Raw genomic sequence first — 22,656 nt, 5'->3', positions numbered from 1 at the left:
TCCATGACTCCCAGCGAACTCAAAGTGGCGCTCGGCAGCGGCCTGCTCTCCTTCCCCGTCACCACGTTCAATGCCGACCTCACCATCGATGAGGATGCCTATCGCACCCATATCGATTGGCTCGACGGGTTCGGCGCTGCCGTGCTGTTCGCTCCGGGGGGCACGGGCGAATTGTTCTCGCTGACCCCGGCCGAAGTCGCCCACGTCACCAAGATCGCCAAGACCACGGCCGGCAAGACCCCGATCCTGGGTGGCGCCGGCTATGGCACCGCCATGGCCGTGGAAATGGCCAAGGCTGCCGAAGCCGCCGGCGCTGATGGCGTGCTGCTGTTGCCGCCCTATCTGATGTTCTCCGAGCAGGAAGGGCTCGTTGCCCACGTCAAGGCGGTCTGCGATGCCGTGGGCATCGGCGTCGTGGTCTATAACCGCGACAATATCGTGCTCACCGCCGATAGCCTGCAAAAGCTGTGCGATCAGTGCCCCAACCTGATTGGCTTCAAGGATGGCTATGGCGAGGTCGACCGCGTCATCGAAATCACCACCAAGCTGGGCGACCGCCTGACCTATATTGGCGGCATGCCGACGCATGAACTCTACGCCACCGCCTATTTCGCCGCCGGCGTCACCACCTATTCCTCGGCCGTGTTCAACTTCGTCCCCGAACTGGCCCAGCGCTTCTATAAAGCCCTGCGCGCCGGCGACACCAAGACCACTGACGGCATCCTCAAGGACTTCTTCTTCCCCCTCACCACCCTGCGCAACCGCCGCAAGGGCTATGCCGTCTCGATCATCAAGGCGGGCCTCGAAGTCCGCGGCCGCAAAGCCGGCCCGGTACGTCCGCCCCTGGTCAACCTGACGGGTGAGGAACTGGCCCAGCTCAAGGCCTTGGTCGACGCGAATATCTGATCTTTACGATCGGGGCCAGAGAGCCCCGATCCGTCCCCTCCCCCTTGAGGGGAGGGCTAGGGTGGGGGTTCTGCGCCCACCATGAACTCCATGCCGATGGAAAGCTCAGAACCCCCACCCTCAATCCCTCCCCTCAAGGGGGAGGGAGGCAGATCGTGGCTCCCCGCATACCCGAAATCCTCCCAACGCCCTGCCCTATCACCAGCGCCCATGCTACCTATCCCGCACCACCGCCGGATAGGACTCCCCGTGCTGATCGATAGCCACTGCCACCTCGATTTCGACGAGTTCAACCCGGACCGCGACGCCATCCTCGCCCGCGCCACCGCGGCCGGCGTCGATGCCTTTCTCACCATCGGCATCCGCGTCCGCCAATTCGCCCGCGTCCTGGCCGTGGCCGAGCAATACGACAATGTCTATTGCACCGTGGGCACCCTGCCCCATTTCGCCGACGAAGAACGCGACGTCACCACCGCCGAACTCGTCGCCCAGACGGCGCACCCCAAAGTCATCGGCATCGGCGAAGCCGGCCTCGACACTTTCTTCGGCAATGCCTCCTGGGACGCGCAGATCGACGTCTTCCGCGCCCATATCCATGCCGCTCGCCAGACCCAATTGCCGCTGGTGATCCACTCCGTCCGCCAGGACGACGCCATGGCCCAAATCCTCACCGAGGAAAGCCGCAAGGGAGGCTTCCCCATCCTGATGCACGCCTTTTCCGGCGGCCCGCAACTAGCCGAAACCGCGCTGTCCCTAGGCGCCTACCTCTCCTTCGGGGGCCTGCTGACCTTTCCCGAAAACGAGACCTCCCGCCAGATCGCCGCAGCCGCGCCTGCCGATCGCCTCCTGGTCGAAACCGACGCCCCCTCCCTCGCCCCCGTCCCCCACCAGGACGAACGCAACGAGCCAGCCCTCATCATCCACACTGCGCAATTGCTGGCCGATCTCCGCCACACCGATCTGGCAACGATAGGCCAGCAGACCAGCGAGAACTTCTATCGCCTCTTCACCAAGGCAAGGCGGTCAGACTGAGGCCCGGGCCTTGAGCACTTCGGGAATCGAGATCAGCAACAACAGCGCCGCCGAAATCAGCAGCATCACCCCACCCACAGCCTGATAGGCCACCACGCCCGCTATCCCCCCGAGGAAAAAGGCCAGAATGGTCGTGCAATGAAGGCGCAGGCGGTGCAACACCTCCGCGCTGGCGCCCCCTTTGTTGAACAGGGCCGCGAGCCCCAGCCCAATATCGGTGGCCATGCCGGAAACATGGGTCGTGCGCACGCGAGCGCTGGAAATCCGCGTCGTGGCGGCATTCTGCAGCCCCATCAGGAAGCTCAGGCCCAGAATGACGAAGGAACTGCTATGCACGGCGGCAATGAACAGGTCCGCCACGCCAAGCGCCACCAGCAACCCGCCTTCCGCCGCGATGCTATAGGCATAGATAGCCCTGATGCCGCGCTGCCGGCCCACTTCGATCAACAGCCCGGAAAAGAAGGCGCCCAGGATAAAGGCCACCACAATCGAGCCAAACAGCGCCGCCAGCCAGAGATTGCCCAGCCCCAGATAATCCGACAGCGCCGAGACATTGCCCGTCATATTCGCCGAGAAATAGCCCACGGCATGAAAGCCCGCCGTATTGAGGCCGCCCGCTATCGCCGACAGCATGGCGGCCAGCCGGATATCGATGGCCGCCGTCCGCTCCTCGCCCTCATGCACCAACATGCCAAGTCCCCCAGTCACTGTCCTAGGGTTGGCCGGACGCCCGGGGAAAGTCCAGAGGCCCCGCTCTAGATTGAGAGCACCAACCGGCTGACAATCGTTCCCTCGCACCACATGGGGAAATTGGTGCCCCATTTATTGTTGTGCAGGTTGACGCGGAAGCCACCGGCGAAATCCGGCCTTTGCGGCTGGAACGGCATGAAAGGCGCCGTCGCCGGAGCCACGAGCGCACTATCGAGAAGCTGCACCGAAATGGGTGTTGCCCCAACCACCGCCCGCATTGCCTCGACAGCCTGCAATTGCCCGCCGCCGCGTTCGACGATAGCGGCCGCATCCTGCCACAGCCCCATCTTGCGCAGGGCCCAATGGCTGGTATCCTCTGGCGTGAAGGCGAGGAAACTGGCTTCGGGCATGCGATTGGCCGGCTTGTCACGCAGCACCAGCGCAATCTCCAGCTGCCGCTCGTCCAGCGCGCGGAAAGCCAGCTCGATCCGCGGCGGCGCGCCCAGCGTCTCATGCGCCAGCGCCGGCATTTCCGCCAGTGCGGTCTTCCCCGCGACGCCCTTGAAACGCGGCGCGAAACTCTGCGTCAGTGCAGTCTTCGCCTGCGCCAGGCCGGGCTTGTCATGGTCGAGAATGGCCCATTCCAGCCGGTGCTGCAGATAGCTGTCGAGATGCCGCTGCAACTCGGCCCAGTCATAGGTCTCATAGCGATAGCCCAACAGCGAACCACCAGCACCCTCAATGACCACGCCAGCAGGCGAAACAATCCGCGCAATGTCGCCGGTCTGGGGATCAAGCGTCACCACCCAACCGCCATCGCTCAGCTCATGCCCAGCCGCCAGCGCCCCCGGCAGATCCGGCTCCCACTCCGCACCCTCAGCCAGCGCCCGATCCTCCGGACCCAAAGCCGCCACCGCCGCATCGAGATAGTCCCGCTGCTCGGCCCAGGACTGCTCGGCATAAGCAAAGCGATAATCGCCTTTGCGCGCCGCCTCAAAAGCCGGCCGGTCCCACGCCTTCTCGTCCCGCAGATAGGTCTTGATATCGACGCCCCAGGTATGTTCGGCCACCATGGCGAGCCCACGCCCGAAGGCCAACCGCTCCGGCGTCAGCTCTGCTTCAAAGCCATCATAGAGCCGCTGCAAGGCCCGGAACCGCGCAATCTTGCCGGGATCGCTCCCCGCGCCATGGATCCAGCTATCGCCGATCTCCTCCGTCACCGCCGGAAAGCTGTCGCGCCGCTCCCACATGGCGGCCCCGAAAGCATCCAGCGTCGACGCCACGATCTCCGCGCCCGGCTGCGCATGCCCCAGCGCCCGCACCGCCTCCATCGTCTGCCCCACGCTTTGCGGCCCGATATTGTCGTTAGTATGGGCAAAGCTCAGCCCGATATCGTCACCCGCCGGAAAGTCCGTCTCCCCATAGGAGGCCTGGTACATCACCACCACTTCCGACCCATCCGGCGCCCACCAGCGGAAAATCGGCGGCACGTCGGGTACCGGGCTCGCCGTATTCACCCCCAGATGCAGGAATTTGACGCCCGCCTCAGCCAAAAGCGGCACCATGCCCAGCGTATGCCCCGGCACATCGGTCATCTTGGCCGCGATCGTAGACTTGCCAAATCGCCTGTCCAATTCCTGCCCATAGCTCAGTCCCGCCCGGAACACCGCCGGCGACATCAGCTCGGTATGGGTCGTAAACGGCAGCGCATGCCACGCAATCAGCCCCCGCTCGATAGCCCGCTCCAGCCGCCTGACCCGCTCACCATCCTGGCTATTGAGATGATCCCAGATCAGCCATGCGCCAGTGGTCCAGATGAAGCCAGGCCGCGCGGGATTCTCCGCATAAAAATGCTCGCCCGTGGCGATGGCCTGCGGAATGAACTGCTCATGATATTGCCGCCGCACGCGGGCGGCATGGTCGGTAAAGCCGATATCGAGATGGGTCTTGAAGACCAGATGGATGCGCTTGTTGGTCATGAAAATCCGATCAGCCAACCGTGCCGCGCACGACCAGCCTTGTTTGCAGGGTTTCTTCGAAGGCGGGCGCATCCGGATCGTTGAGCCGCCGCAGGATCAGCCGCACCAGCGCCCGCACCCGCTCAGCCAGGTCGATCTTGACCGTGGTGAGACTGTAGCTCTTCCAGTGCGATTGCTCGATATCGTCGAACCCGACCACCTTGACGTCCTGCGGCACACGCAGCCCGAATTCATGCCGCAACGCATCGATCACCCCGAAGGCGCCCACATCGTTGGCGGCAAAAATGGCATCCGCCCCCTGCCCCACGCGGAACAGATCGACGGTCGCCGCATAGGCCGTGTCATAGGTAAAATCGCCCGCGAATACCTGCGGTTCGCCCAGCCCCCGCTCGGCCATCACACGGCGCAGGGTCTGCTCGCGCGCGACGCTCGCCAGCGATCGCGGCAGGCCGGAAAGATAGGCGATGCGCTTGGCGCCATAGCCCTGCACCAGCGCCACCGCCTGTTCCATGCCATTGCGCTGCAGGATATTGAGCCGGTCATGCAGCGTCTTATCGGCGGCCAACACACCCGTTTCGGGCTGCCCTTCGAGCGGATAATGCACATAGATCGGCACCGCGCGCCCCAGCACGCGCGCCAATATGGCCGGCTTGATATTCTCGACAAAGGCGATGACCGAGTCCGGATTGAAGCCCTTCATATAGGTCAGCAGCGTCTCGTCCATGCTCATATCGGTCTGGGTCTTGAACAGCAGCGTGGCAAAGCCCTCGTTCTGCAGCGCCGTGGTCAGCGCGTCGATTTCCTGGCTTTCCCAGGGGCTGCAGACATCGGGCACGATGACGCCCACCAGATGCGAGCGCCCGCTGACCAGCGCCCGCGCCGCCCGGTCCGGCGTGTAATTCAGCTCCTGCGCGATTCGGAGGATCAGCTCGCGCTTTTCCGGCTTGAGCGAGGTATGGGGATTGAAGGCGCGTGACACGGCGACCCGCGAGACCTTGGCCCGCTGCGCCACCATCTGTGCCGTCGCACGCTCCCGCGCGGGCGCCCCGCTATCGCTCAAACAATCCTCCCACACGTTTATGAAATCGTGTTCAAAACACTGGCTCTCGCCTGCGGCACTGTCAAGCACGAGGCTTTTTTCCGCGCAACCGAAATCCACGCACTTTGTCACGCAACCTTTGCAAAACATGCTCACCATGCCCCGGCACGTTTCTGCCTCGTCCTGTCCAGTCAAATGCCGCGCATTGACGAGCAGTGAAAACGTGTTCATTGTTGATGGGTTCGTGCCTATACCGGTCAGCGCCGGGGGCCACGAACCAACACCGGCTACCGGACCAATCCGGAGCCAATACATGGGAGGTTTTTGCGATGAGCAATCGTCTGCGCGCCCTGGCCTTTGGCCTTGTCGGCGCTACTGCAATGGCCGGTCCGGCTTTCGCCGTCGACCTCGAGATCACCTGCCGCTGCGTCATTGGCGGCGTCAATAGCGGCACTGCCGAGTGGATTCAGAACAGCGTCATTCCCGCCTTCGAAGCGGCCAATGCGGATACCAAGGTCACGCTCAACCAGTTTGGCGGTGAAGACGCTCAGCTCACCCAGCAATTGGCCCTCGATTTCTCCACCGGCGCCGGTCCCGACGTCACCGCATTTGACGGCTTCCTGATCCCCAGCTTCGTCGAAGGCGGCCTGCTCAAGCCCCTCAATGAAGTGGCCGGAGCCGAAGTCGATGACTGGTCCGGCTGGGCCGCCCTGTCGGAAGGCTCGCGCGCCCTGATGCTCTATCAGGACAAATATTACGGCATTCCGCTCGGCACCGACGTGCGCATGCTCTACACCCGCAAGGACATGCTGACCGAAGCCGGCATCGACGCCGAAACCTGGCAGCCCAAATCCTGGACCGAAATCCTCGATGCCGCCCGCGCCATCAAGAAGGTCAAGCCTGACAGCTTCCCCATCCAGCTCAATGCCGGCGTCGCCATGGGCGAAGCCACCACCATGCAGGGCTATTGGCTGGCGTTGCTGGGCACGGGCGAAACCGTGCTCGACGAGAACGGCAAATGGATCGTGGGCAGCCAGGGTATTCTGGACACGCTCAACCTCTACAAGACCATCTATGTCGATGAGCAGCTCGGCGATGCCCGCGCGCAATTGCTGGCCGATGGCCGCAACCGCTCCTTCGCCAATTTCCGCGATGGCGTGACGGCGCTGCTGTTCGAGGGCGATTATTTCTACCGCTCGGTCACCCCCGAAGGCTCCGAATTCGCCGTGGCCGACCGTGACAATGTCATGGGCTGGGTCAAGATTCCCGCCGAGGAACCCGGCAAGGGCATTCGCGGCCAGGATTTCGTCACCATTTCGGGCGGCACGGGCTTCGTGCTCAATCCGGCCACCGACACCCCCAAGGAAGCCTGGGCCCTGCTCTCCTTCATGAACGAGCCCGCCCAGCTCGAGGCCTTCCAGGCGATCCAGCCGCGCATCACCGCGCGTACCGATGTGCCGATCCCCAACAGCCCCTTCCTGACCCAATCCAGCCAGGAACTGTTGCCGATCACCACCGCCCGCCCGAACGATCCCGATTACAACGCGGTCTCGGCCGAAATCCAGCGCATGACGGAAAGCGTCGTCTCGGGCGAACTCTCGCCCGAAGATGCCATGGCCCAGTATCGCGACGCGGTCATCCGCATCGTCGGTGAAGAAAACACCGTCAGCCTGCTCTGACGGCAAGAGGTTCCTCCCCGAGCCGCCCGGTGTCCCACGGGACATCGGGTGCGGAGGAGAGGCTCCAAGCTCTCCTCCCACAGTGTCATTCCGGCGTAGGCCGGAATCCATGCTGAAGGCCATCCACGCCATCCAGCTTGAGGAGGGAACACAGCATGGATTCCGGCCTACGCCGGAATACACCGCATACTGGACGAAATCAGGAAAACGGCATGACGGCTGAACCAACGACACCGGAACCCAAACCCGCCCGCCGCTTCGCCCTGCTCTCCAACCGCGCCGGCGCCGTCTTCCTCACTCCGGCTGGAATTCTCGTCGCGCTCTTCGTGATCATCCCCTTCTTCTGGGTGATCTTCGTATCCTTCACCAACCGCACCCTGCTCGGCCGCACCGCGCTCAATCCCGAATTTGTTGGCCTCGCCAATTACTTCGCGCTGTTCGACCCCTCCAATTTCTTCCAGCGCGGCCAGTTCGGCTTCTCGCTTATCCTCACCACCCAATTCGTGCTGGCCTCGGCGCTGATCGGCCAGGCCCTGCTCGGCCTATTGCTCGCCTGGCTGATCCAGACCGTGCCGCCCTGGATCAAGCGCCTCACCGAAACCTTCGTCATCGCCGCCTGGATTCTGCCCGAAGTGGTGATCGGCTTTGCCTGGTTCGCTTTCCTCGATCGCGATCAGGGCACGCTCAATGCGATCCTGGGGAGCGTCGGCCTGCCCAAGGGCGATTTCCTGCTGCAACAGCCCTTCTGGGTCATCGTGGTGTTCAATACCTGGCGCGGCGCCGCCTTCTCCATGATGCTGTTCAACTCGGCCTTTTCCTCGATCCCGCCCAGCTATTTCCAGGCGGCCGACGTGGCCGGCGCCTCCTCCTGGCAAAAGTTCAAGGATATCGCCCTGCCCCTCATCCGGGGTCATGTGGTGACCGATCTGATCCTGATCACCATGTGGACCTTCAACACCTTCACCCCCTTCCTGCTGACCAATGGCGGGCCCTCCTACCGCACCGAATTGCTCTCGATTTACAATTACCGGGTAGCCTTCCGCGATTTCGAATTTGGCAAGGGCGCGGCGGTCGGCGTCATCATCATGCTGATCAATCTGGCTTTCGCGCTGATCTATCTCACCATCGGCCGCAAGAAGAGGGCTTGAGACATGAAACTCACCTTCCCCGCCTTTGCCGGCCGCATCGCCTTCTCAGCCCTCGCCGCGTTGATCGGCGCCATTTTCGCGCTACCGCTGATCTGGTTCATCTTCGCCCCCTTCAACGCACGGGCCGAATTGGGCGTTACCATCCCCGATCCCTGGACGCTGTCCAATTTCATGACCGTGTTCCAGAACAACTTTGCCATGCAGGCGCTGTGGAACAGCCTGATCCAGTCCATCGGCGGCGTCATCCTCGTCGGCGCAGCCGCAACGCTGGCCGCCTATGCCCTCAGCCGCTCCTCCATCCCCGGCAAAGGCGCCGTCACCTATATCCTGCTGCTGTTTTCCTCGGTCGTGTCAGGCTCGGCCGCCATGGTGCCGATCTTCCTCATTGTCTCGGCCATGGGGCTGATCGATAGCCACCTGGCCGTCATCCTCACCTTCGCCGGCGGGCTCCTGCCCACCGCCATGTTCATCCTGCGCGACTTCATCGATTCCATCCCCAAATCCTACGAGGAAAGCGCCATGGTCGCCGGCGCCTCCCCCGTCCAGGCATTTTTCGATGTCGCTTTGCCGGTCATCCGCCCCGGCATTGTGGTCGTCGTGGTCTGGGCGTTCGTGAACATCTGGGGCAGCTTCCTCATCCCCTTCATCCTGCTGCGCAGCGACAAGCTGATGCCGGCCTCGGTCGCCATCTATTCCTTCTATTCAGAAGCCGGCACGCCCACCGTCACGCTCCTTGCCGCCTATTCGCTGATCTATTCGCTCCCCGTCATCATTCTCTACCTGTTCGTCAGCTGGAAGTTCGGCTTCCGGTTCTTCGGCGGCATCAAAGCCTAGGGCTCCCATTTCATGGCTTCAGTCGAATTCAAAAACGTCACCAAGAGCTTTGGCGCCTTCAACGCCGTTTCCGATGTCAGCTTTGCCATTGGCGATGGTGAATTCGTGTGCCTGCTCGGCCCCTCCGGCTGCGGCAAGACCACCAGCCTGCGCATGATCGCGGGCCTCGAAACCCCCAGCAGTGGCCGGGTGCTGATCGGGGGCGACGATGTCACCAATCTGCACCCCAAGGACCGCCAGATTTCCATGGTGTTTCAGGATTATGCGCTCTATCCGCATATGAACCTGGCCGACAATATCGCCTATCCGCTCAAGGTGCGTGGCGAACCCATCCAGAAGCGTCACGGCCGCGCCAAGGAAGTGGCCGATGTGCTCAAGATCGGCCATCTCATGGATCGCCTCCCCAGCCAGATTTCCGGCGGCCAGCAGCAGCGCACTTCACTCGCCCGCGCGCTGGTCTATCCCTCCCGCGTCTATCTGTTCGATGAACCGCTTTCCAATCTCGACGCCAAGCTGCGGCTGGAAGCCCGCGGCTTCCTCAATCACCTGCAACGCGACATGGGCATGACCGCCGTTTACGTCACCCACGATCAGGCCGAAGCCATGGCGCTCGCCACAAGGATCGCCGTGATGGACCAGGGCCGCATCGTGCAATATGCCCCACCCATCGAAATCTACCGCCGGCCGGCCACCACCTTCGTCGCCAATTTCGTCGGCAATCCGCCCATGAATCTGGTGCCCGTGGAAGCGAGCCATGGCGACGGCCAATTGCAGCTCAAGGCCGATGGCCTGACCTTGTCGTCACTCCCCATGTCCTCCGGCATCGCGGCCGCCCTCGCCAAGGACAAAAACCTCACCCTCGGCATCCGCCCCGAACACCTCGCCATCGCTAATCCGGGCCTCGCCAACACCATTTTCGGCACCCTTTTCGCCAACGAAAACATGGGCCCCGAAAGCCTCGTCACCATCGAACGCCCCGACACCTCCCGCCTCACCGCCCGCATCTTCACGGATGACCACATCACGCTGAGCGAGGCGGTGGTGCTCAGCTTCTCGCCCGAGCACATCCACCTCTTCGACAGCACCGGGGCGCGCATTCCGGCGGACGGGGAACAGCCGCTGTGACCACAATCACCACCCCCATCACCCGCGCCGACCAGTCAAAAAATCCCTATTTCTACATCCCCTTCGACGTCCCCGCCGGCACCACGCGCATCGACGTCACCCTCGCCTATCCCAAGGCCGAAGACTGCATCATCGACCTCGGCGCCTTCGACTCCAGCGATACCGGCTATCCCACAGCAGAAGGCTTCCGCGGCTGGAGCGGCGGCGCGCGCGACCATTTTTTCATCGCCACAGACGACGCCACGCCGGGCTATATCCATGGCGATATCCCGCCCGGCCGCTGGAACGTCATTCTGGGCCTCTACAAAATCCCCGAAACGGGCACCCAGGCCTCCGTCACCATCACTCTCGACAGCGCCGCCCGCCCCCTCGCGCCACAGCCCGCCCGCACCTTCCCCATCCGCCGCGAACCCGGCTGGTACAAGGGCGACCTGCACTGCCACACCTACCATTCCGACGCCAAAGGCGCCCCCGAACTGCTCCACGCTGCGGCCAAACAGGCCGGCCTCGATTTCCTCGCCATTGCCGACCACAACACCATCACCCAGCGCCGCTATTTCCACCCCCATTCCAGCCCCGATCTGGTCTTCGTGCGCGCCATGGAAATCACCACGGCAGTCGGCCATGCCAATGTCTTTGGCGTCGATGACTGGATCGATTTCCGCATGACCCAGCCGTCCGATGCCCACATTCTGGCCCAGTCGGTGCACGACAAAGGCGGCCTGCTTTCGATCAATCACGACAAGCCCACCATCCCCTGGGATTATGAGCTGCCCGAAATCGACTGCATGGAAGTCTGGCAATCCACCTGGCTGGCCTGGAACTGGATTTCCCTCGAGCGCTACCAGCGCCGCCTGGCCGCCGGCCTGCGCATCTCTGCCATCGGCGGCTCCGACTATCACCAGCCCGACCGCCTCCTGCCCGAAGGCCCGCTCGTCCTCGCCCGCCCCACGACAGTCCTCTGGCTGGACGAACTCTCCGAAGACGCCGTCCTCGCCGCCATGAAAGCGGGTCACGGCTACATCACCGAAAGCCCAACCGGCCCGCATCTCTCCATCACCGTCGATGGCCATCCCATGGGCTCAACAGTCAATGGGGCAGCCACGACCACGGCAAATATCCGCGGCGCCGCCGGCGACCGCCTGCTCTGGATCGATGCCAATGGCCCCCTGGCCGAAGTCACGATTCCCGATGACGACTGGCGGGCCGAACTGCCCCTGTCCGACGCAAAAACCTTCATCCGCGCCGAAATCATCGCCCAGGCCAGCCGCGAAAGCCTCATCGCCGACTTCACCGCTACCCTGGAAAATCGCGAACTACCCTGGCAGCTCAAGGGCAGCGACCTCACTCAGCAACCGATAAGACGGGCGCTGAGCAATCCGGTCTATCTAACGCGCTAGAGGCTTGCTGCGGGGCCTGCATGAGCCCCTCTTCCCCTCGCCCCTTGAGGGAGAGGGATAGAAAATCCGCGTTCAGCGGATTTTCGAGGGTGAGGGGTACTGCGCCCACCTATGCTTGGATGCCCGCTCCCCCACAATGTCATTCCCGCGAAAGCGGGAACCTCCGTTTTCTTCTCCAGTATCCCGAAACAGAGGTTCCCGCTTTCGCGGGAATGACACCGTGGATGGCGAGGACTTAGAGCCTCACTCCCCCAACCGCATCAACCCCGCCGCAGTCCCCCGGAACCCGCAGCCCCGATAAAACCCCTCCAGATGCGCTTCAAAATCCACATGTAGCCATTCCGCGCCCCGTGCCTCGGCCAGCTCCGCCGCCCGCGCCACCAGCGCCGTCGCAATACCCTTCCGCTGATGCTCCCTGTGCACCGACGTATCGAGCACAAAGGCATGCGCGCCGCCATCCCAGGCCACATTGACAAAGCCCACCAGCACGCCCGCCTCATAGGCCCCGACATGCGCCAGGCTCCGCTCCAGCACCTTGCCATAGCCCGGCGCCACGGGGCCGTTCCACGCGCTCAGCCACAGCGTGTTCAGCGCCTCAATACCCGGAAAGGGATCGTCGACAATCTCAACCATTCGCCGTCTCCCCGCTGCACCTTACCAACCTGACCAAGTCTTCATGCCGCCGCAAGGTCGGGAAGAGTTTGCCTGCCCTATGGTCCTTTCCATACCGGACGACCCGGTCCCATGCAAAAGGACGTAAACCTCCATGAAGACGCTCTCCCGGACCGCCATTGTGGCCCTCGTGACTGCCGCCCTCGGCCTGACCTCTGTCGCCCCTTCCTTCGCCCAGCAAACCCCTGCCCCTCTGGCTGCCGAAGCGCAGAAGGACAATCCCGGCCATAACCGCTTCCAGCGCCCGGGCCAGTTCCCCGGCTTTGGCCCGCGCCATATGGAAATCCGCAATGGTGGCGGCTTCCTCAATTTCGAACGCGGCGCGGAAGCCGCCGAAATCGGCCTGGTTCGCCTCAGCCATCGCATCGAACTCACTGCCGAGCAGCAGCCCCTGTTCGACGCCATGAAGTCATCAATCCTGGCCGCCGCCGAAAATTTTGAAACCGCCGCCAAGGCAGCTCGTCCCGCCGAAGGCGCCGAGCGTCCCGATGTCACGGCCCGCCTCGATACCCGCATCGCCGTCGTCACCGCGCAGCTCTCCGCACTCGAAGCCGTAAAACCCTCGGTCACCGCCTTCTTCGATAGCCTTACCGACGAGCAGCGCCAGGCGCTGGCGCCGGAGCGCGGCGAGCGCCCCAACTGGTCCGGCAAGCCCGGCGGTCCGCGCCATCCCGGCCCCGACGCCGCCCAGCCGGCCCTGCCCGCGCCAACCAACGGCTGAACCAGGCACCCCCCTCCGTGGGGAGGTTGGGAGGGTGTTAAGAGCCTGATCTTCGGGTCATCCGGGCCCTCCAAAATTCCCTCCGGCGCTGCCTATACCTCCTGTGGCAGCACCGTCATTGCGGATCATCCGGCCGACCCTCCCCGGACCCGCACAAGCCCCGGCCCGCAATGGCCGGGGCTTGCATTTGTCCAATCATCCACTACCAATCTCTGAGTTTTGTTTGGATGATGTAATGACCGCCCTGCCCCTCGACCCCGCGCGCATTCGGGCGCATTTCCCCGCCTTTGCCGAACCCTCCCTTGCCGGTCAGGCCTTTTTCGAAAATGCCGGGGGCTCCTATACGGCCCGCGCCGTGCTCGACACGCTCGAGCATTTCTACCGCGCCACCAAGGTCCAGCCCTATGGCGTCTACCCCGCCTCCATCGCGGCGGGCGACGCGATGAACCGCAGCTATGAGCGCATTGCCCAGGCCTTCAATGTCGATCCCGACTGGATCCATTTCGGCCCCTCCACCTCCGCCAATACCTATGTGCTGGCCAATGCCTTCGGCGCCTGGCTCAAGCCCGGCGATGCCATTGTGGTCACCAATCAGGATCACGAAGCCAATACCGGCAATTGGCGGCGTCTCGCCGCGCGCGGCATCGAAGTGCGTGAATGGCAGGTCGATCCGCAAACCGGCCGCCTCGATCTGGCCGGCCTCGACGCCATCCTCGACGCCAAGGTGCGTCTCGTCGCCGCCCCGCATTGCTCCAACATCGTCGGCGAGATCAATCCTATCGCCGAAATCTCGGCCCGCGCCCATGCCGTGGGCGCTGTCACCGCCATAGATGGGGTGAGCTACGCCCCCCATGGCCTACCCGACCTCAATGAACTCGGCGCCGATATCTATCTCTTCTCCGCCTACAAGGTTTATGGCCCCCATCTCGGCGTCATGGCCATCCGGCCCTCACTGGCGCTGGACCTGCCCAATCAGGGCCATTATTTCAACGACACCAAGCTGCGCTATCGCCTGACCCCCGCTGGCCCCGACCACGCCCAGATCGCCGCCGTCGGCGCCATTGTCGACTACTTCGAGACCGTGGCTGACATCTCCGGCGGCACCGGCAACCCCTTCGCTCGCGCCCGAAAGGCCATGCGGAGCCAGGAAATCGCCCTGGTCCAGCCGCTGCTCGATTACCTGCGCGGCAAGAACAATGTCCGCCTCGTCGGCCCCGACGACGCCGAAAGCCGCGCCCCCACCATTTCGCTGATCCTGTCCGAGCCCGGCGCTGCTGTCGCCGCCCGTCTCGCCAAACACGGCGTCATGGCCAGCGGCGGCAATTTCTACGCCGTCCACCTGCTCGAAGCCCTCGGCGTCGACCCCAACCACGGCGTCCTCCGCCTCTCCTTCGTGCACTACACCACGCCCGAGGAAATCACCCAGTTGATCGCCGCACTGGATGCGGAACTGCCGTAAGGCAGGCCGGCTTCAATACTCGCCCACCCACCGCGCCTCCCTCGGGCTTGACCCGAGGGCCTCTCTCAACCCGGCACAAGCGGCGAGTGGCCCTGGGGTCGGGCCCGAGGGAGGCACCGCGCTTCTTGATGCACCTCGACGGCCACAATCCTCAATCACCGATCCGATACATCTGATAGGTCCGGCAGACGACGAACATGAAGCACCCCTGCAGCGAGATGGAGGTGTCGCTCGTCTGGGTAATCGTGCCGCCGGCCTGCTGGCCGTAAAGGTGCAGCGTGCCCTTCCATTCGTTGGCCGCGGTCTGCGGCGCCCGGTCGATCAGGAGCGTATTGAGATAGGGCAGGTTCTCGGCATTGTCGGCGCCATTGCCCAGCCAGACAAGTTCCGCGCAAAGCTGGGTGCCGTCGCCGCATAGCGTGACCTTGTAGCGCGAATCCCCGCTCTCGATTTCCCACAACCCCTCGGGCGAGGCCAGCACCGGCAGGCTCGCCGCCAGAACCAATGCCATTGCGGCCAATGCGCGAGCCATGATCTTCATGCCAATTCTCCGGTTCTGACCGCTAGATAGTGCTTCAGTTTGCTTGCGGCAAACTGAACTCGCGCTGAACAAATCGTGTCACGCCCACGTCATAGAAGGCCGCTAGCCTCTGCCTTGTCCCGGCGATCCCCCATGCAGCCCGGACTGCCGCGCCCCACGTCCCCAACGTCGCGCCCGGCCATTTGGAGCCCGGCCGCCAACCCCGGCTCCGCCGATCAGATCGGCATTTTTGGCCGCCCTCGGGCGGCCTCTTTTTTCGTCGGCCCGCAATGAGCTGTTGAACGCCGCCGGCAAGGCTTCTAGCCGGCCCTGTTCCGGTCTATTGGCTTGTGCTGTCCCCTGCGCAACACTGAGTCCCCCCGCATCCCGCATGGCCAAGCTCTATTTTTCCTACGCGGCAATGAATGCGGGCAAATCGACCCTGCTGCTGCAAGCTGCCTATAATTACCGCGAACGCGGCATGCGGCCGCTGCTCTATACCTCCGCGCTCTATGCCGAAAATGGCATCGGCCTCATCAGCTCGCGCATCGGCATTGCCGAGCCGGCCGAACTCTATTCCGCCGATGACGATCTCTATCTCGCCATTCGCGAGCATATCGACGAGGCCAAGGTCGATTGCGTCTTCGTCGACGAAGCCCAGTTCCTGACCGCTGAACAGGTGTGGCAGCTGGCGCGCGTCGCCGACCGGCTCAAGGTGCCCGTCATGTGCTTTGGCCTGCGCACCGATTTCCGCGGCAAGCTCTTTCCCGGCTCCATGCAATTGCTGGCCATTGCCGATGTGCTGCGCGAAATCCGCACCATCTGCGAATGCGGCGCCAAGGCCACCATGGTAGTGCGCCAGGATATTTCAGGCCGCGTCCTCACCGATGGCGATCAGGTCTCGATTGAAAAATCGGTTTATGTTTCTCTCTGCCGCAAGCATTGGGAAGAAGCGGTTGGCCGCTGGCCCGTGAAAGGACCTGAACATGAACGCTGACCAGACCGAGCCCAAGGGCGCTCTCACCATCCGCACCCTGGCCATGCCGGCCGATACCAATCCCGCCGGCGATATTTTCGGCGGCTGGGTGATGAGCCAGATGGATATTGCCGGCGCCATCGCCGCGGTCGAGCGGGCCCAGGGGCGCGTTGTCACGGTGGCCGTCGAAGCCATGACCTTCATCGCGCCCGTCAAGGTGGGCGATATTCTCTGCGTCTATACGACTGTCGAACGCGTCGGCACCACTTCGATCACCATCGGCATCGAGGCCTGGGCCCGCCGCAACCGGCTCGACGATCGCGTCAAGGTCACCGAGGGCCGCTTCGTTTATGTTTCGCTGGGCGAGGACGGCCAGAAGCGGCCAATTCCAACCTGACGCCATCGTTCAGCCCGCGTTCACCTCGATAATGGTTATTGAGCGTCATCAACCGCCGATTGGCGGCACTCCGGGGAGCAAAAATGAAGTCCTTCCGCCTCGCCATTTTCACCGCCATAGCCGTTGTCACCGCGGCAAGCGCGGCCTTTGCCGCGCCGGCAACCGTCACCACCAATGTCAATGTCCGCTCCGGCCCCAGCCAGCAGACCGCCGTGCTCGACGTGCTGCAGGCCGGCACCCGGGTCGATGCGCAATGCGACAGTAGCGGCTGGTGCCAGGTCAGTTACGGCCGCATCTCCGGCTGGGTCTCGGCCGCCTATATTTCCACCGGCGGCGTATCGATGAATCCCAAGCCCCCGCGCCCCACCGAGCCGCAGCCGGTTCCGCTGCCCGAGCCCATTCCCGGCAATCCCTGGCCCGGCAATCCTGGCAACCCCTGGCCGGGCAACCCCGGCAATCCGTGGCCGGGCAACCCCGGCGGTGGCTGGAATCCGGGCAATCCCGGCTGGCCGCAGCCCCCGCGCCCGCCGCGTCCGCAGCCGCAGCCGCCCGTTTATGAAGATGCCGGCGCCTGCTTCTATAGCGAGCGCAATATGCGCGGCCAGAGCTTCTGCCTCGACCAGGGCGAGACCATGGATCGCCTGCCCCGCGGCTGGAATGACAATATCCGCTCGGTCGAAGTCTTCGGCGGCGCCCGCGTCGACCTCTGCTCCGACCAGTTCCAGTACGGCGCCTGCATCACGCTCCGTTCCGATACCCCCCGCCTGCCCGGCCGCCTCGACCGCCAGGCCTCCTCGGTCGACGTGTACTAAGCCGGCTACCAAAGGCCGTATTTGCGCCCTTGATCCCTCCCCCATAATGGGGAGGGATGCTCTGCATCCCCACGCGCCACCAACCCCACCGCAGTTAACCTAGTCCATTGATTTGGCAACCATATCGGGAACTCCCGCTCACCGCTTCCCATTGCTTGCGCTAGAATGGCCAAAATTGTCTGGCGTTGAGTGAGGAGCGTCATTGATGAACCATAAAAGCAAAGTGCTGCTCAGGATTGTCGGGGCCCTTGCCCTGGCGGTAGCGGCGGTCGTGGTCTTCCTGCCCGCGGCCCAGGCCGCGCCTGGCACCGTCACCACCAATGTCAATGTGCGCTCCGGCCCAGGCACCAACTATGCCGTCGTCGATGTCGTGCGCGCCGGCACCCAGGTCGATGTGCAGCGCTGCCAGGGCTCCTGGTGCTACATTGCCAAGGCCGGTCCCGATGGCTGGGTTTCGGCCAGCTACCTCACGGCCGGCGGCCGCCCGGTCAATCCAAACCAGCCGGGCCTTTCCTTCGGCTTCACCATTGGCGGCCCCAATGGCTCGGTCAGCATCGGCATCGGCCAGCCCAATCCGCCGCGTCCCCCGCGCCCGCCGATCATCCAGCCGCCCGCCTTCTACCCCGAAGTCTGCTTCTTCGATCGCACCCGCATGCGCGGCGACAGCTTCTGCCTGCAGGCCGGCGATGCCAATCGCGATCTGCGCAACTGGGTCGACCGCATTTCTTCCATCGACAATCCCGAAGGGCTCGAAGTGCAGGTCTGCTCGGAAGTCAATTTCCGCAATTGCCGCGTCTACACCACCAGCGCCAGCTCCCTGGGCGATTTCGACGACTATATCGCCTCCATCCGCGTGCGCTGATCGGCACCATCGCAACACGGGCGCCAATCTTGCGATTGGCGCCTTTTCTTTATGCCTCCGGGGCTTGGAGATAAGACGCGGGCGCGCTAATCTCCGCGCGCTTTGTTCGCGAGGGTTTCCATCATGCGTCTTATTTCCGCTCTCACTTCGGCCTGCCTGGCCATCGTCATGCTGTTTGGCGCCACCACGGCCAGTTTTGCGGAAGAAGCCGGCACCCATGCCTGGGCCATCAAGCCGCTGATCCTGGCCTCCGGCCCCGGCCGTTCCTATGACGTCACCGGCCACATCGCCAGCGAAACCGCCATCAAGGTGCTGCGCTGCCAGCGCGACTGGTGCCTGGTCTCGGCCGAGCGTCAGCGCGGCTGGGCCTCGATCCACTATGTCGATTTCGGCCGCAACCCGGCGCCCATCATCACCCATGGCGGCGCCGGCGAGGTCTGCTTCTTCTCAGGCACCAATTTCACCGGCACCTCGTCCTGCTTCTCCGGCAGCCAGAGCGTCGACGATCTGGCACTGCTCAATCTCGACAATAACTTCGCCTCGGTTCAGCTCAACGGCCGCACCTCGATCTCGGTCTGCCGCGACCGCTTCTTCAAGAGCTATTGCGAGCGCATCGTTCGGTCCGAACCCGCCCTCAACACCTATCTGCGCGGAAACGTCTCCTCGATCCGCATTCACTAGGCGTTTGTCGTATCCCGCATCCAAGGCCCGCCAGTGCGGGCCTTTTTGGTTTGACCCCTCTGAGGCGCTTACCCAGCCTCTGTTCTCCCACAACGTCATTCCCGCGCAGGCGGGAATCCACTCTTCCTGAAAGCAGTGGCAAACAGAATGGTTTCCCGCCTGCGCGGGAATGACGTTGTGACTGCTGGTGGGAATGGGCCGCGGGAGGGCCCTGGAAGGAAGGGAAGGGAAACGAAGAAACCGCGAGCCATCAGTTTGCGCCTCCCTCCCCTTGATGGGGAGGGATTGAGGGTGGGGTGATGAGAGCCCGCATCTCGAGACGATCGCCGTTCTCTCCCGCCCCCTATCGCGCCGGCAAACTCAGCGTCAGTCCGAGGCTGCCCTTGGTTCCCTCGCCGGCCCCGATCCCGTCGAGCCGTGCCGATACGCCAAGATTGGCGCCGCCAACCAGCCGCAATCCCACCGTCCCCGAAAGCCGCGCCTGCACATCGCCCAGCGCCAATCCGCCATCATTGGCGATGTCGAACACGCCTTCGGCCCGCAGCCCCAGATTGACCACGACGCCACTCTCCAGCGTCAGCCGGTAGCCGATCCCCGGCCCCACCGCCAATTGCCCCAGCCCGACCGTCACCGCGGGAATACCGGCGCCCAGACTATCCACATAGCTGTCGCTGGTTTCCTCGAAATAGCTCAACCGGGCGCGTGGCGAGAAGGTCCAGTTCTCATGCGTCCATTGCCCCTGCAGCGACGCGCTCAGCAGATAGCGCGTGGCATCGAACCGGTCCTCGTAACTGCCGTCCGGGCTGATCTGGTTGTCCGACTGCCCGCCCGCGGCCAGCAGGTCGAGATAGAGATTGTCGCTCAGCCGCGCGGTTACATAGGGTCCAGCCAGCCAGCCGGTCCCCGATATGCTGGCCGGGTCGTCGGCAAAGCGCCGCGACAGATGGTCGAACTGCACGAAACCACCAACCAGCAGGTCCGGATTGAGCAGATAGTCCGCACCCAGCGCGGCGCTATTGAACCGGTCGCGCGGCCCCCCGCTGTCGAACAGCGAGAATGTGCCCTCGAACCAGGCGTCGAACGTCCCTTGCTGCTGGTTGCCCGCCATGGCATCGATCGCCGCCAGCGAGGTCGATACCCCCAGCGGAGCACCATCGGCCGCTCCCGACAGATAGCCCAGCAACGCCGAGCCCGAGAAACCACCGCCTGAGACATTCCCGTTCAGGCGATCGATGCGGCGCTGCTCATCAGGCGCATTGACCAGGATCAGCTCTGCGCGGCTGCCAAGAAAATCCTCAATCAGCGCCGTCGTCGCCTCGGCCGAATTGACCGAGGTAAAGGTGCAGATCACCACCTCCCCCGCCGCCAGCTCGATCTTGGCCGTCCGGCTGGCAATATCGCCCAGGCTATCGCCGTCATTGCAGGCTAGCCCCGTCAGCACATAACCCGCCCCGCTCATATCGTCGCCGGTCACCGCATAGGAGCCGGCGGGCAAGGCAATGGCGGCGCTCTGCCCCACCCCGTTTGCCGTGGAAATCGCCACATTGAGCCCCGCCGTGGCCGAGTGGAAGCCGAATACCGCATCGCTTCCGCTGGTTTCCTGGCGGATCGTCACCGAACCCAGCGCCGCCGCCTCTACCTCAAGGCTGACCTGCCGCGTCGTATTCCCGCTGCCATTGGTCTGGTTGACGAAGGCCACGCTGCCGCCAACCGTTCCGGCCGCCAGCCCATTGGCGCTGGCATTCAGGTTGACCGTGACATTGGCGCTTCCCCCCGCCACCAGGGTAAACGGCACCCCATCGGTCGCACCGGCAAGGTCGAACACGCCGCCCGGACCATTCACCACCACCGAGATATCGCTCGCCCCGCTATTGGTCAGCGTCCAGGTCTTCGATGAGGGCGTGAATGGCCCCCCAACCGGTCCCGAAGCGGAGAGATCTCCGCCATCCACCACGTTCAGCGCGCCGGGCGTCAGATAGGTGTAACCATTGGTCAGGGTCGCGGACAGCGCTCCCTTGCTCAGCGTAACGTCCACCGGGCCGCCGGATGCCGCCGGGGGCACTGTTGCGGTAATCGTGCTTGCAGAATTGACGGTGAAACTCGCAGGGATGCTGCCGAAGGACACGACGTCCACATTGACAAAATTGCTACCCCCAATGACGACGGTCCCTCCCCCGGCCACCGGCCCGCTGTTCGGCAGCACGCTCGTCACCGTCGGCGGCGTCAGGCCTACAGTGATCGTGGTGATCGAATTATCGGTATAGAGGGCATTGGCAACGCTGACCTCAAAAGTGTCGGTCCCCGAAAAATTCGTGTTCGGGGTATAGGTAAAGCTGCCATCACCATTGAGCACGACTGTGCCATGGACCGGTGGCACGGCAAGCGAAGCCGTAAGATCGCGCCCGATATCATTGGTCAGCACATTGCCTGTCACCGGCACATTGTCCTGCGTGGAAACGACATCGTCGACCGCGACAACCTCGATGCCATCGACCAGAACGCCATTCGTCGCCCCCACGGAATTAAGCGTCGTATCGGCATCGACACCTGACGCATTGCGGATGCTGCCCGTATTGAGCGCCATGGCCCCCACGGCGATGCCATCAAAGTCCAGGTCGCCGGACTGGATGACATAGGTAAATGTCAGCACCGATGTGCCCGAGCCGCTCACATAATTGGCTGCCCGCGTGGTGGAGCCGACAGTTACCGCTATGCTGGGCGTGCCGGTGACAACCACTGGCTGATCGAACAGGACCCGGAAGGTCAGGCGATCAAGGCTGGTGCCGACGCCATAAGTGCCATTGCCGGGAACCAGAACCGACGTCACGCTCGGCGCGGCGGCAGGGGCAAAGGTGATGGAATAACTATTGGTGACCTGGAACGGCGCCCCCGTGCCTGTCGTACTGTCGGCTGCAATTATATCGAAGCTGACAGTGCCTACCGACGAGGATACGCCGCTCAGCGTACCCGTAGTCGTGTCAAAGCCCATGCCACCCAGATTGCCGGAGCTTACCGCAAGGGAATAATTAAGAGGCTCCGTTCCGCCGCTGGCAGAGAAAGTCTGGCTATAGGGAGACCCGACCGTACCACCAGGCAAAGCCCCCGACCCTGGCGACAGACTTAGGGCCGGCGCCACAACCGTCACGCTATAAGACTGGTTCCCGCTGCCGGAATTGTCATCGAAAGCCCTGACCGTAAAGTTGAACGTGCCAACTTGCCTCGGCGTACCACTGATCGTGCCGGTCGCTAAATCAAGGGTCAATCCGGTCGGCAGCGTGCCCGACAAGATGGTATAGGCATAGGGCGCCGTTCCGCCACTCGCTGTCACCGTCTGGGAATAGGCGACCCCGGCCCGCGGTGCCGGCAGTGTCGATGGGCTGAACGTGATCTGTGCCAGTGCCGGCACGGCCAATGCCGCCAGCGCCAACATGGCCAGCACCAGCGGCCGCACAAAGCGCCAGACTCCGGCCGGCGCCAGCGCGCGCATTGCCCCAAACCCCATCATGCCGCCCCACGCACTGACTCAGTCCCTGCCCTTTCTTACGGTGCAGGCGCCCTCAAGGGCAACCAAGCACCCCATCTTTTGGTCATAATAGGGAGAATAATTTTGCGTGGCACCATAGGTTTACGACAGGTAACCAGCATGCTGACACGGCCTGTCAGCAGTCCCTGTTCCGTCTCCGTTCATGCGGTGCTAGTGTGGGCGGAACATTGCATTATGCTG

General features: G+C 63.5%; 20 protein-coding genes. 14 read left to right on the top strand and 6 right to left on the bottom strand.

Annotation, left to right across the window (positions count from 1 at the left end):
• Positions 1 to 3 precede the first annotated feature (3 nt).
• Together kdgD and QQL79_RS02940 are read left to right on the top strand one after the other, a co-directional pair.
• Positions 4 to 906: a 5-dehydro-4-deoxyglucarate dehydratase gene (gene kdgD / locus QQL79_RS02945; RefSeq protein ID WP_284387756.1), complete on the top strand. Its 903-nt coding sequence runs from the start codon at positions 4 to 6 to the stop codon at positions 904 to 906.
• A gap of 249 nt (positions 907 to 1,155) precedes the next feature.
• Positions 1,156 to 1,938, top strand: a complete 783-nt coding sequence (locus QQL79_RS02940; protein ID WP_284387754.1) for a TatD family hydrolase — start codon at positions 1,156 to 1,158, stop codon at positions 1,936 to 1,938.
• On the opposite strand, the gene QQL79_RS02935 is transcribed toward QQL79_RS02940, so the two are convergent.
• The 3 genes from QQL79_RS02935 to QQL79_RS02925 form a co-directional block, all read right to left on the bottom strand.
• A complete protein-coding gene (locus QQL79_RS02935) occupies positions 1,930 to 2,628 on the bottom strand; it encodes a YoaK family protein (RefSeq protein WP_284387751.1) in 699 nt (232 codons plus the stop codon). The two genes, QQL79_RS02940 and QQL79_RS02935, sit on opposite strands and share 9 nt — an antisense overlap.
• A gap of 65 nt (positions 2,629 to 2,693) precedes the next feature.
• Positions 2,694 to 4,607, bottom strand: a complete 1,914-nt coding sequence (locus QQL79_RS02930) for a DUF5054 domain-containing protein (protein ID WP_284387749.1) — start codon at positions 4,605 to 4,607, stop codon at positions 2,694 to 2,696.
• Between the two features lie 10 nt (positions 4,608 to 4,617).
• Complete coding sequence (locus QQL79_RS02925) at positions 4,618 to 5,667, bottom strand: LacI family DNA-binding transcriptional regulator (RefSeq protein WP_284387748.1); 1,050 nt, start codon at positions 5,665 to 5,667, stop codon at positions 4,618 to 4,620.
• Between the two features lie 308 nt (positions 5,668 to 5,975).
• On the opposite strand from QQL79_RS02925, the gene QQL79_RS02920 reads away from it, so the two are divergent.
• The 5 genes from QQL79_RS02920 to QQL79_RS02900 all read left to right on the top strand — a co-directional run bounded on the left by QQL79_RS02920 (position 5,976) and on the right by QQL79_RS02900 (position 11,832).
• Positions 5,976 to 7,325, top strand: a complete 1,350-nt coding sequence (locus QQL79_RS02920) for an extracellular solute-binding protein (protein ID WP_284387746.1) — start codon at positions 5,976 to 5,978, stop codon at positions 7,323 to 7,325.
• A gap of 212 nt (positions 7,326 to 7,537) precedes the next feature.
• Positions 7,538 to 8,473, top strand: coding sequence for a carbohydrate ABC transporter permease (locus QQL79_RS02915; protein ID WP_284387744.1), 936 nt, complete (start codon positions 7,538 to 7,540; stop codon positions 8,471 to 8,473).
• 3 nt (positions 8,474 to 8,476) lie between these two features.
• Entirely contained in the window at positions 8,477 to 9,307 is an 831-nt protein-coding gene (locus tag QQL79_RS02910) for a carbohydrate ABC transporter permease (RefSeq protein WP_284387742.1), read from the top strand.
• 12 nt (positions 9,308 to 9,319) lie between these two features.
• The gene (locus QQL79_RS02905) at positions 9,320 to 10,432 is read left to right on the top strand and encodes an ABC transporter ATP-binding protein (protein ID WP_284387741.1); all 1,113 of its coding nucleotides are present in this window, start codon (positions 9,320 to 9,322) and stop codon (positions 10,430 to 10,432) included.
• The gene (locus QQL79_RS02900; protein WP_284387739.1) at positions 10,429 to 11,832 is read left to right on the top strand and encodes a CehA/McbA family metallohydrolase; all 1,404 of its coding nucleotides are present in this window, start codon (positions 10,429 to 10,431) and stop codon (positions 11,830 to 11,832) included. The genes QQL79_RS02905 and QQL79_RS02900 overlap by 4 nt, the downstream gene beginning before the upstream one ends.
• 243 nt (positions 11,833 to 12,075) lie before the next feature.
• Here QQL79_RS02900 and QQL79_RS02895 read toward each other — a convergent pair whose 3' ends face one another.
• Positions 12,076 to 12,465 carry a GNAT family N-acetyltransferase gene (locus QQL79_RS02895; protein WP_284387737.1) on the bottom strand — a complete coding sequence of 130 codons (390 nt, stop codon included), beginning with the start codon at positions 12,463 to 12,465 and terminating at the stop codon, positions 12,076 to 12,078.
• Positions 12,466 to 12,598: 133 nt separating this feature from the next.
• Between QQL79_RS02895 and QQL79_RS02890 the strand changes: the two genes are divergently transcribed.
• Both QQL79_RS02890 and QQL79_RS02885 read left to right on the top strand, forming a co-directional pair.
• Entirely contained in the window at positions 12,599 to 13,225 is a 627-nt protein-coding gene (locus QQL79_RS02890; RefSeq protein WP_284387734.1) for a Spy/CpxP family protein refolding chaperone, read from the top strand.
• 235 nt (positions 13,226 to 13,460) lie between these two features.
• Positions 13,461 to 14,684 (top strand): aminotransferase class V-fold PLP-dependent enzyme, encoded by a 1,224-nt coding sequence (locus tag QQL79_RS02885; RefSeq protein ID WP_284387729.1) that lies wholly within the window; start codon positions 13,461 to 13,463, stop codon positions 14,682 to 14,684.
• A 151-nt stretch (positions 14,685 to 14,835) separates the two neighbouring features.
• Here the strand turns inward: QQL79_RS02885 and QQL79_RS02880 are convergent, their stop codons facing one another.
• Entirely contained in the window at positions 14,836 to 15,225 is a 390-nt protein-coding gene (locus QQL79_RS02880; protein WP_284387727.1) for a DUF2147 domain-containing protein, read from the bottom strand.
• A gap of 370 nt (positions 15,226 to 15,595) precedes the next feature.
• Between QQL79_RS02880 and QQL79_RS02875 the strand changes: the two genes are divergently transcribed.
• The 5 genes from QQL79_RS02875 (at position 15,596) to QQL79_RS02855 (ending at position 18,932) form a co-directional block, all read left to right on the top strand.
• Positions 15,596 to 16,201: a thymidine kinase gene (locus QQL79_RS02875; RefSeq protein WP_284387724.1), complete on the top strand. Its 606-nt coding sequence runs from the start codon at positions 15,596 to 15,598 to the stop codon at positions 16,199 to 16,201.
• The gene (locus tag QQL79_RS02870) at positions 16,191 to 16,577 is read left to right on the top strand and encodes an acyl-CoA thioesterase (protein ID WP_284387722.1); all 387 of its coding nucleotides are present in this window, start codon (positions 16,191 to 16,193) and stop codon (positions 16,575 to 16,577) included. The genes QQL79_RS02875 and QQL79_RS02870 overlap by 11 nt, the downstream gene beginning before the upstream one ends.
• An 83-nt stretch (positions 16,578 to 16,660) precedes the next feature.
• Positions 16,661 to 17,389, top strand: coding sequence for an SH3 domain-containing protein (locus tag QQL79_RS02865; RefSeq protein WP_284387720.1), 729 nt, complete (start codon positions 16,661 to 16,663; stop codon positions 17,387 to 17,389).
• A gap of 205 nt (positions 17,390 to 17,594) precedes the next feature.
• Positions 17,595 to 18,251 carry an SH3 domain-containing protein gene (locus QQL79_RS02860; protein ID WP_284387718.1) on the top strand — a complete coding sequence of 219 codons (657 nt, stop codon included), beginning with the start codon at positions 17,595 to 17,597 and terminating at the stop codon, positions 18,249 to 18,251.
• 123 nt (positions 18,252 to 18,374) lie between these two features.
• The gene (locus QQL79_RS02855) at positions 18,375 to 18,932 is read left to right on the top strand and encodes a peptidase inhibitor family I36 protein (protein WP_284387716.1); all 558 of its coding nucleotides are present in this window, start codon (positions 18,375 to 18,377) and stop codon (positions 18,930 to 18,932) included.
• A 343-nt stretch (positions 18,933 to 19,275) separates the two neighbouring features.
• Here QQL79_RS02855 and QQL79_RS02850 read toward each other — a convergent pair whose 3' ends face one another.
• Positions 19,276 to 22,419 carry a putative Ig domain-containing protein gene (locus QQL79_RS02850; protein WP_284387715.1) on the bottom strand — a complete coding sequence of 1,048 codons (3,144 nt, stop codon included), beginning with the start codon at positions 22,417 to 22,419 and terminating at the stop codon, positions 19,276 to 19,278.
• Positions 22,420 to 22,656 lie beyond the last annotated feature (237 nt).

The sequence above is a fragment of the Devosia yakushimensis genome (assembly GCF_030159855.1).
In the GTDB taxonomy this organism is placed as follows: domain Bacteria; phylum Pseudomonadota; class Alphaproteobacteria; order Rhizobiales; family Devosiaceae; genus Devosia; species Devosia yakushimensis.
The sequence above is the reverse complement of the archived record's forward strand: the minus strand, read 5'-3'. Positions and strand labels throughout refer to the sequence as shown.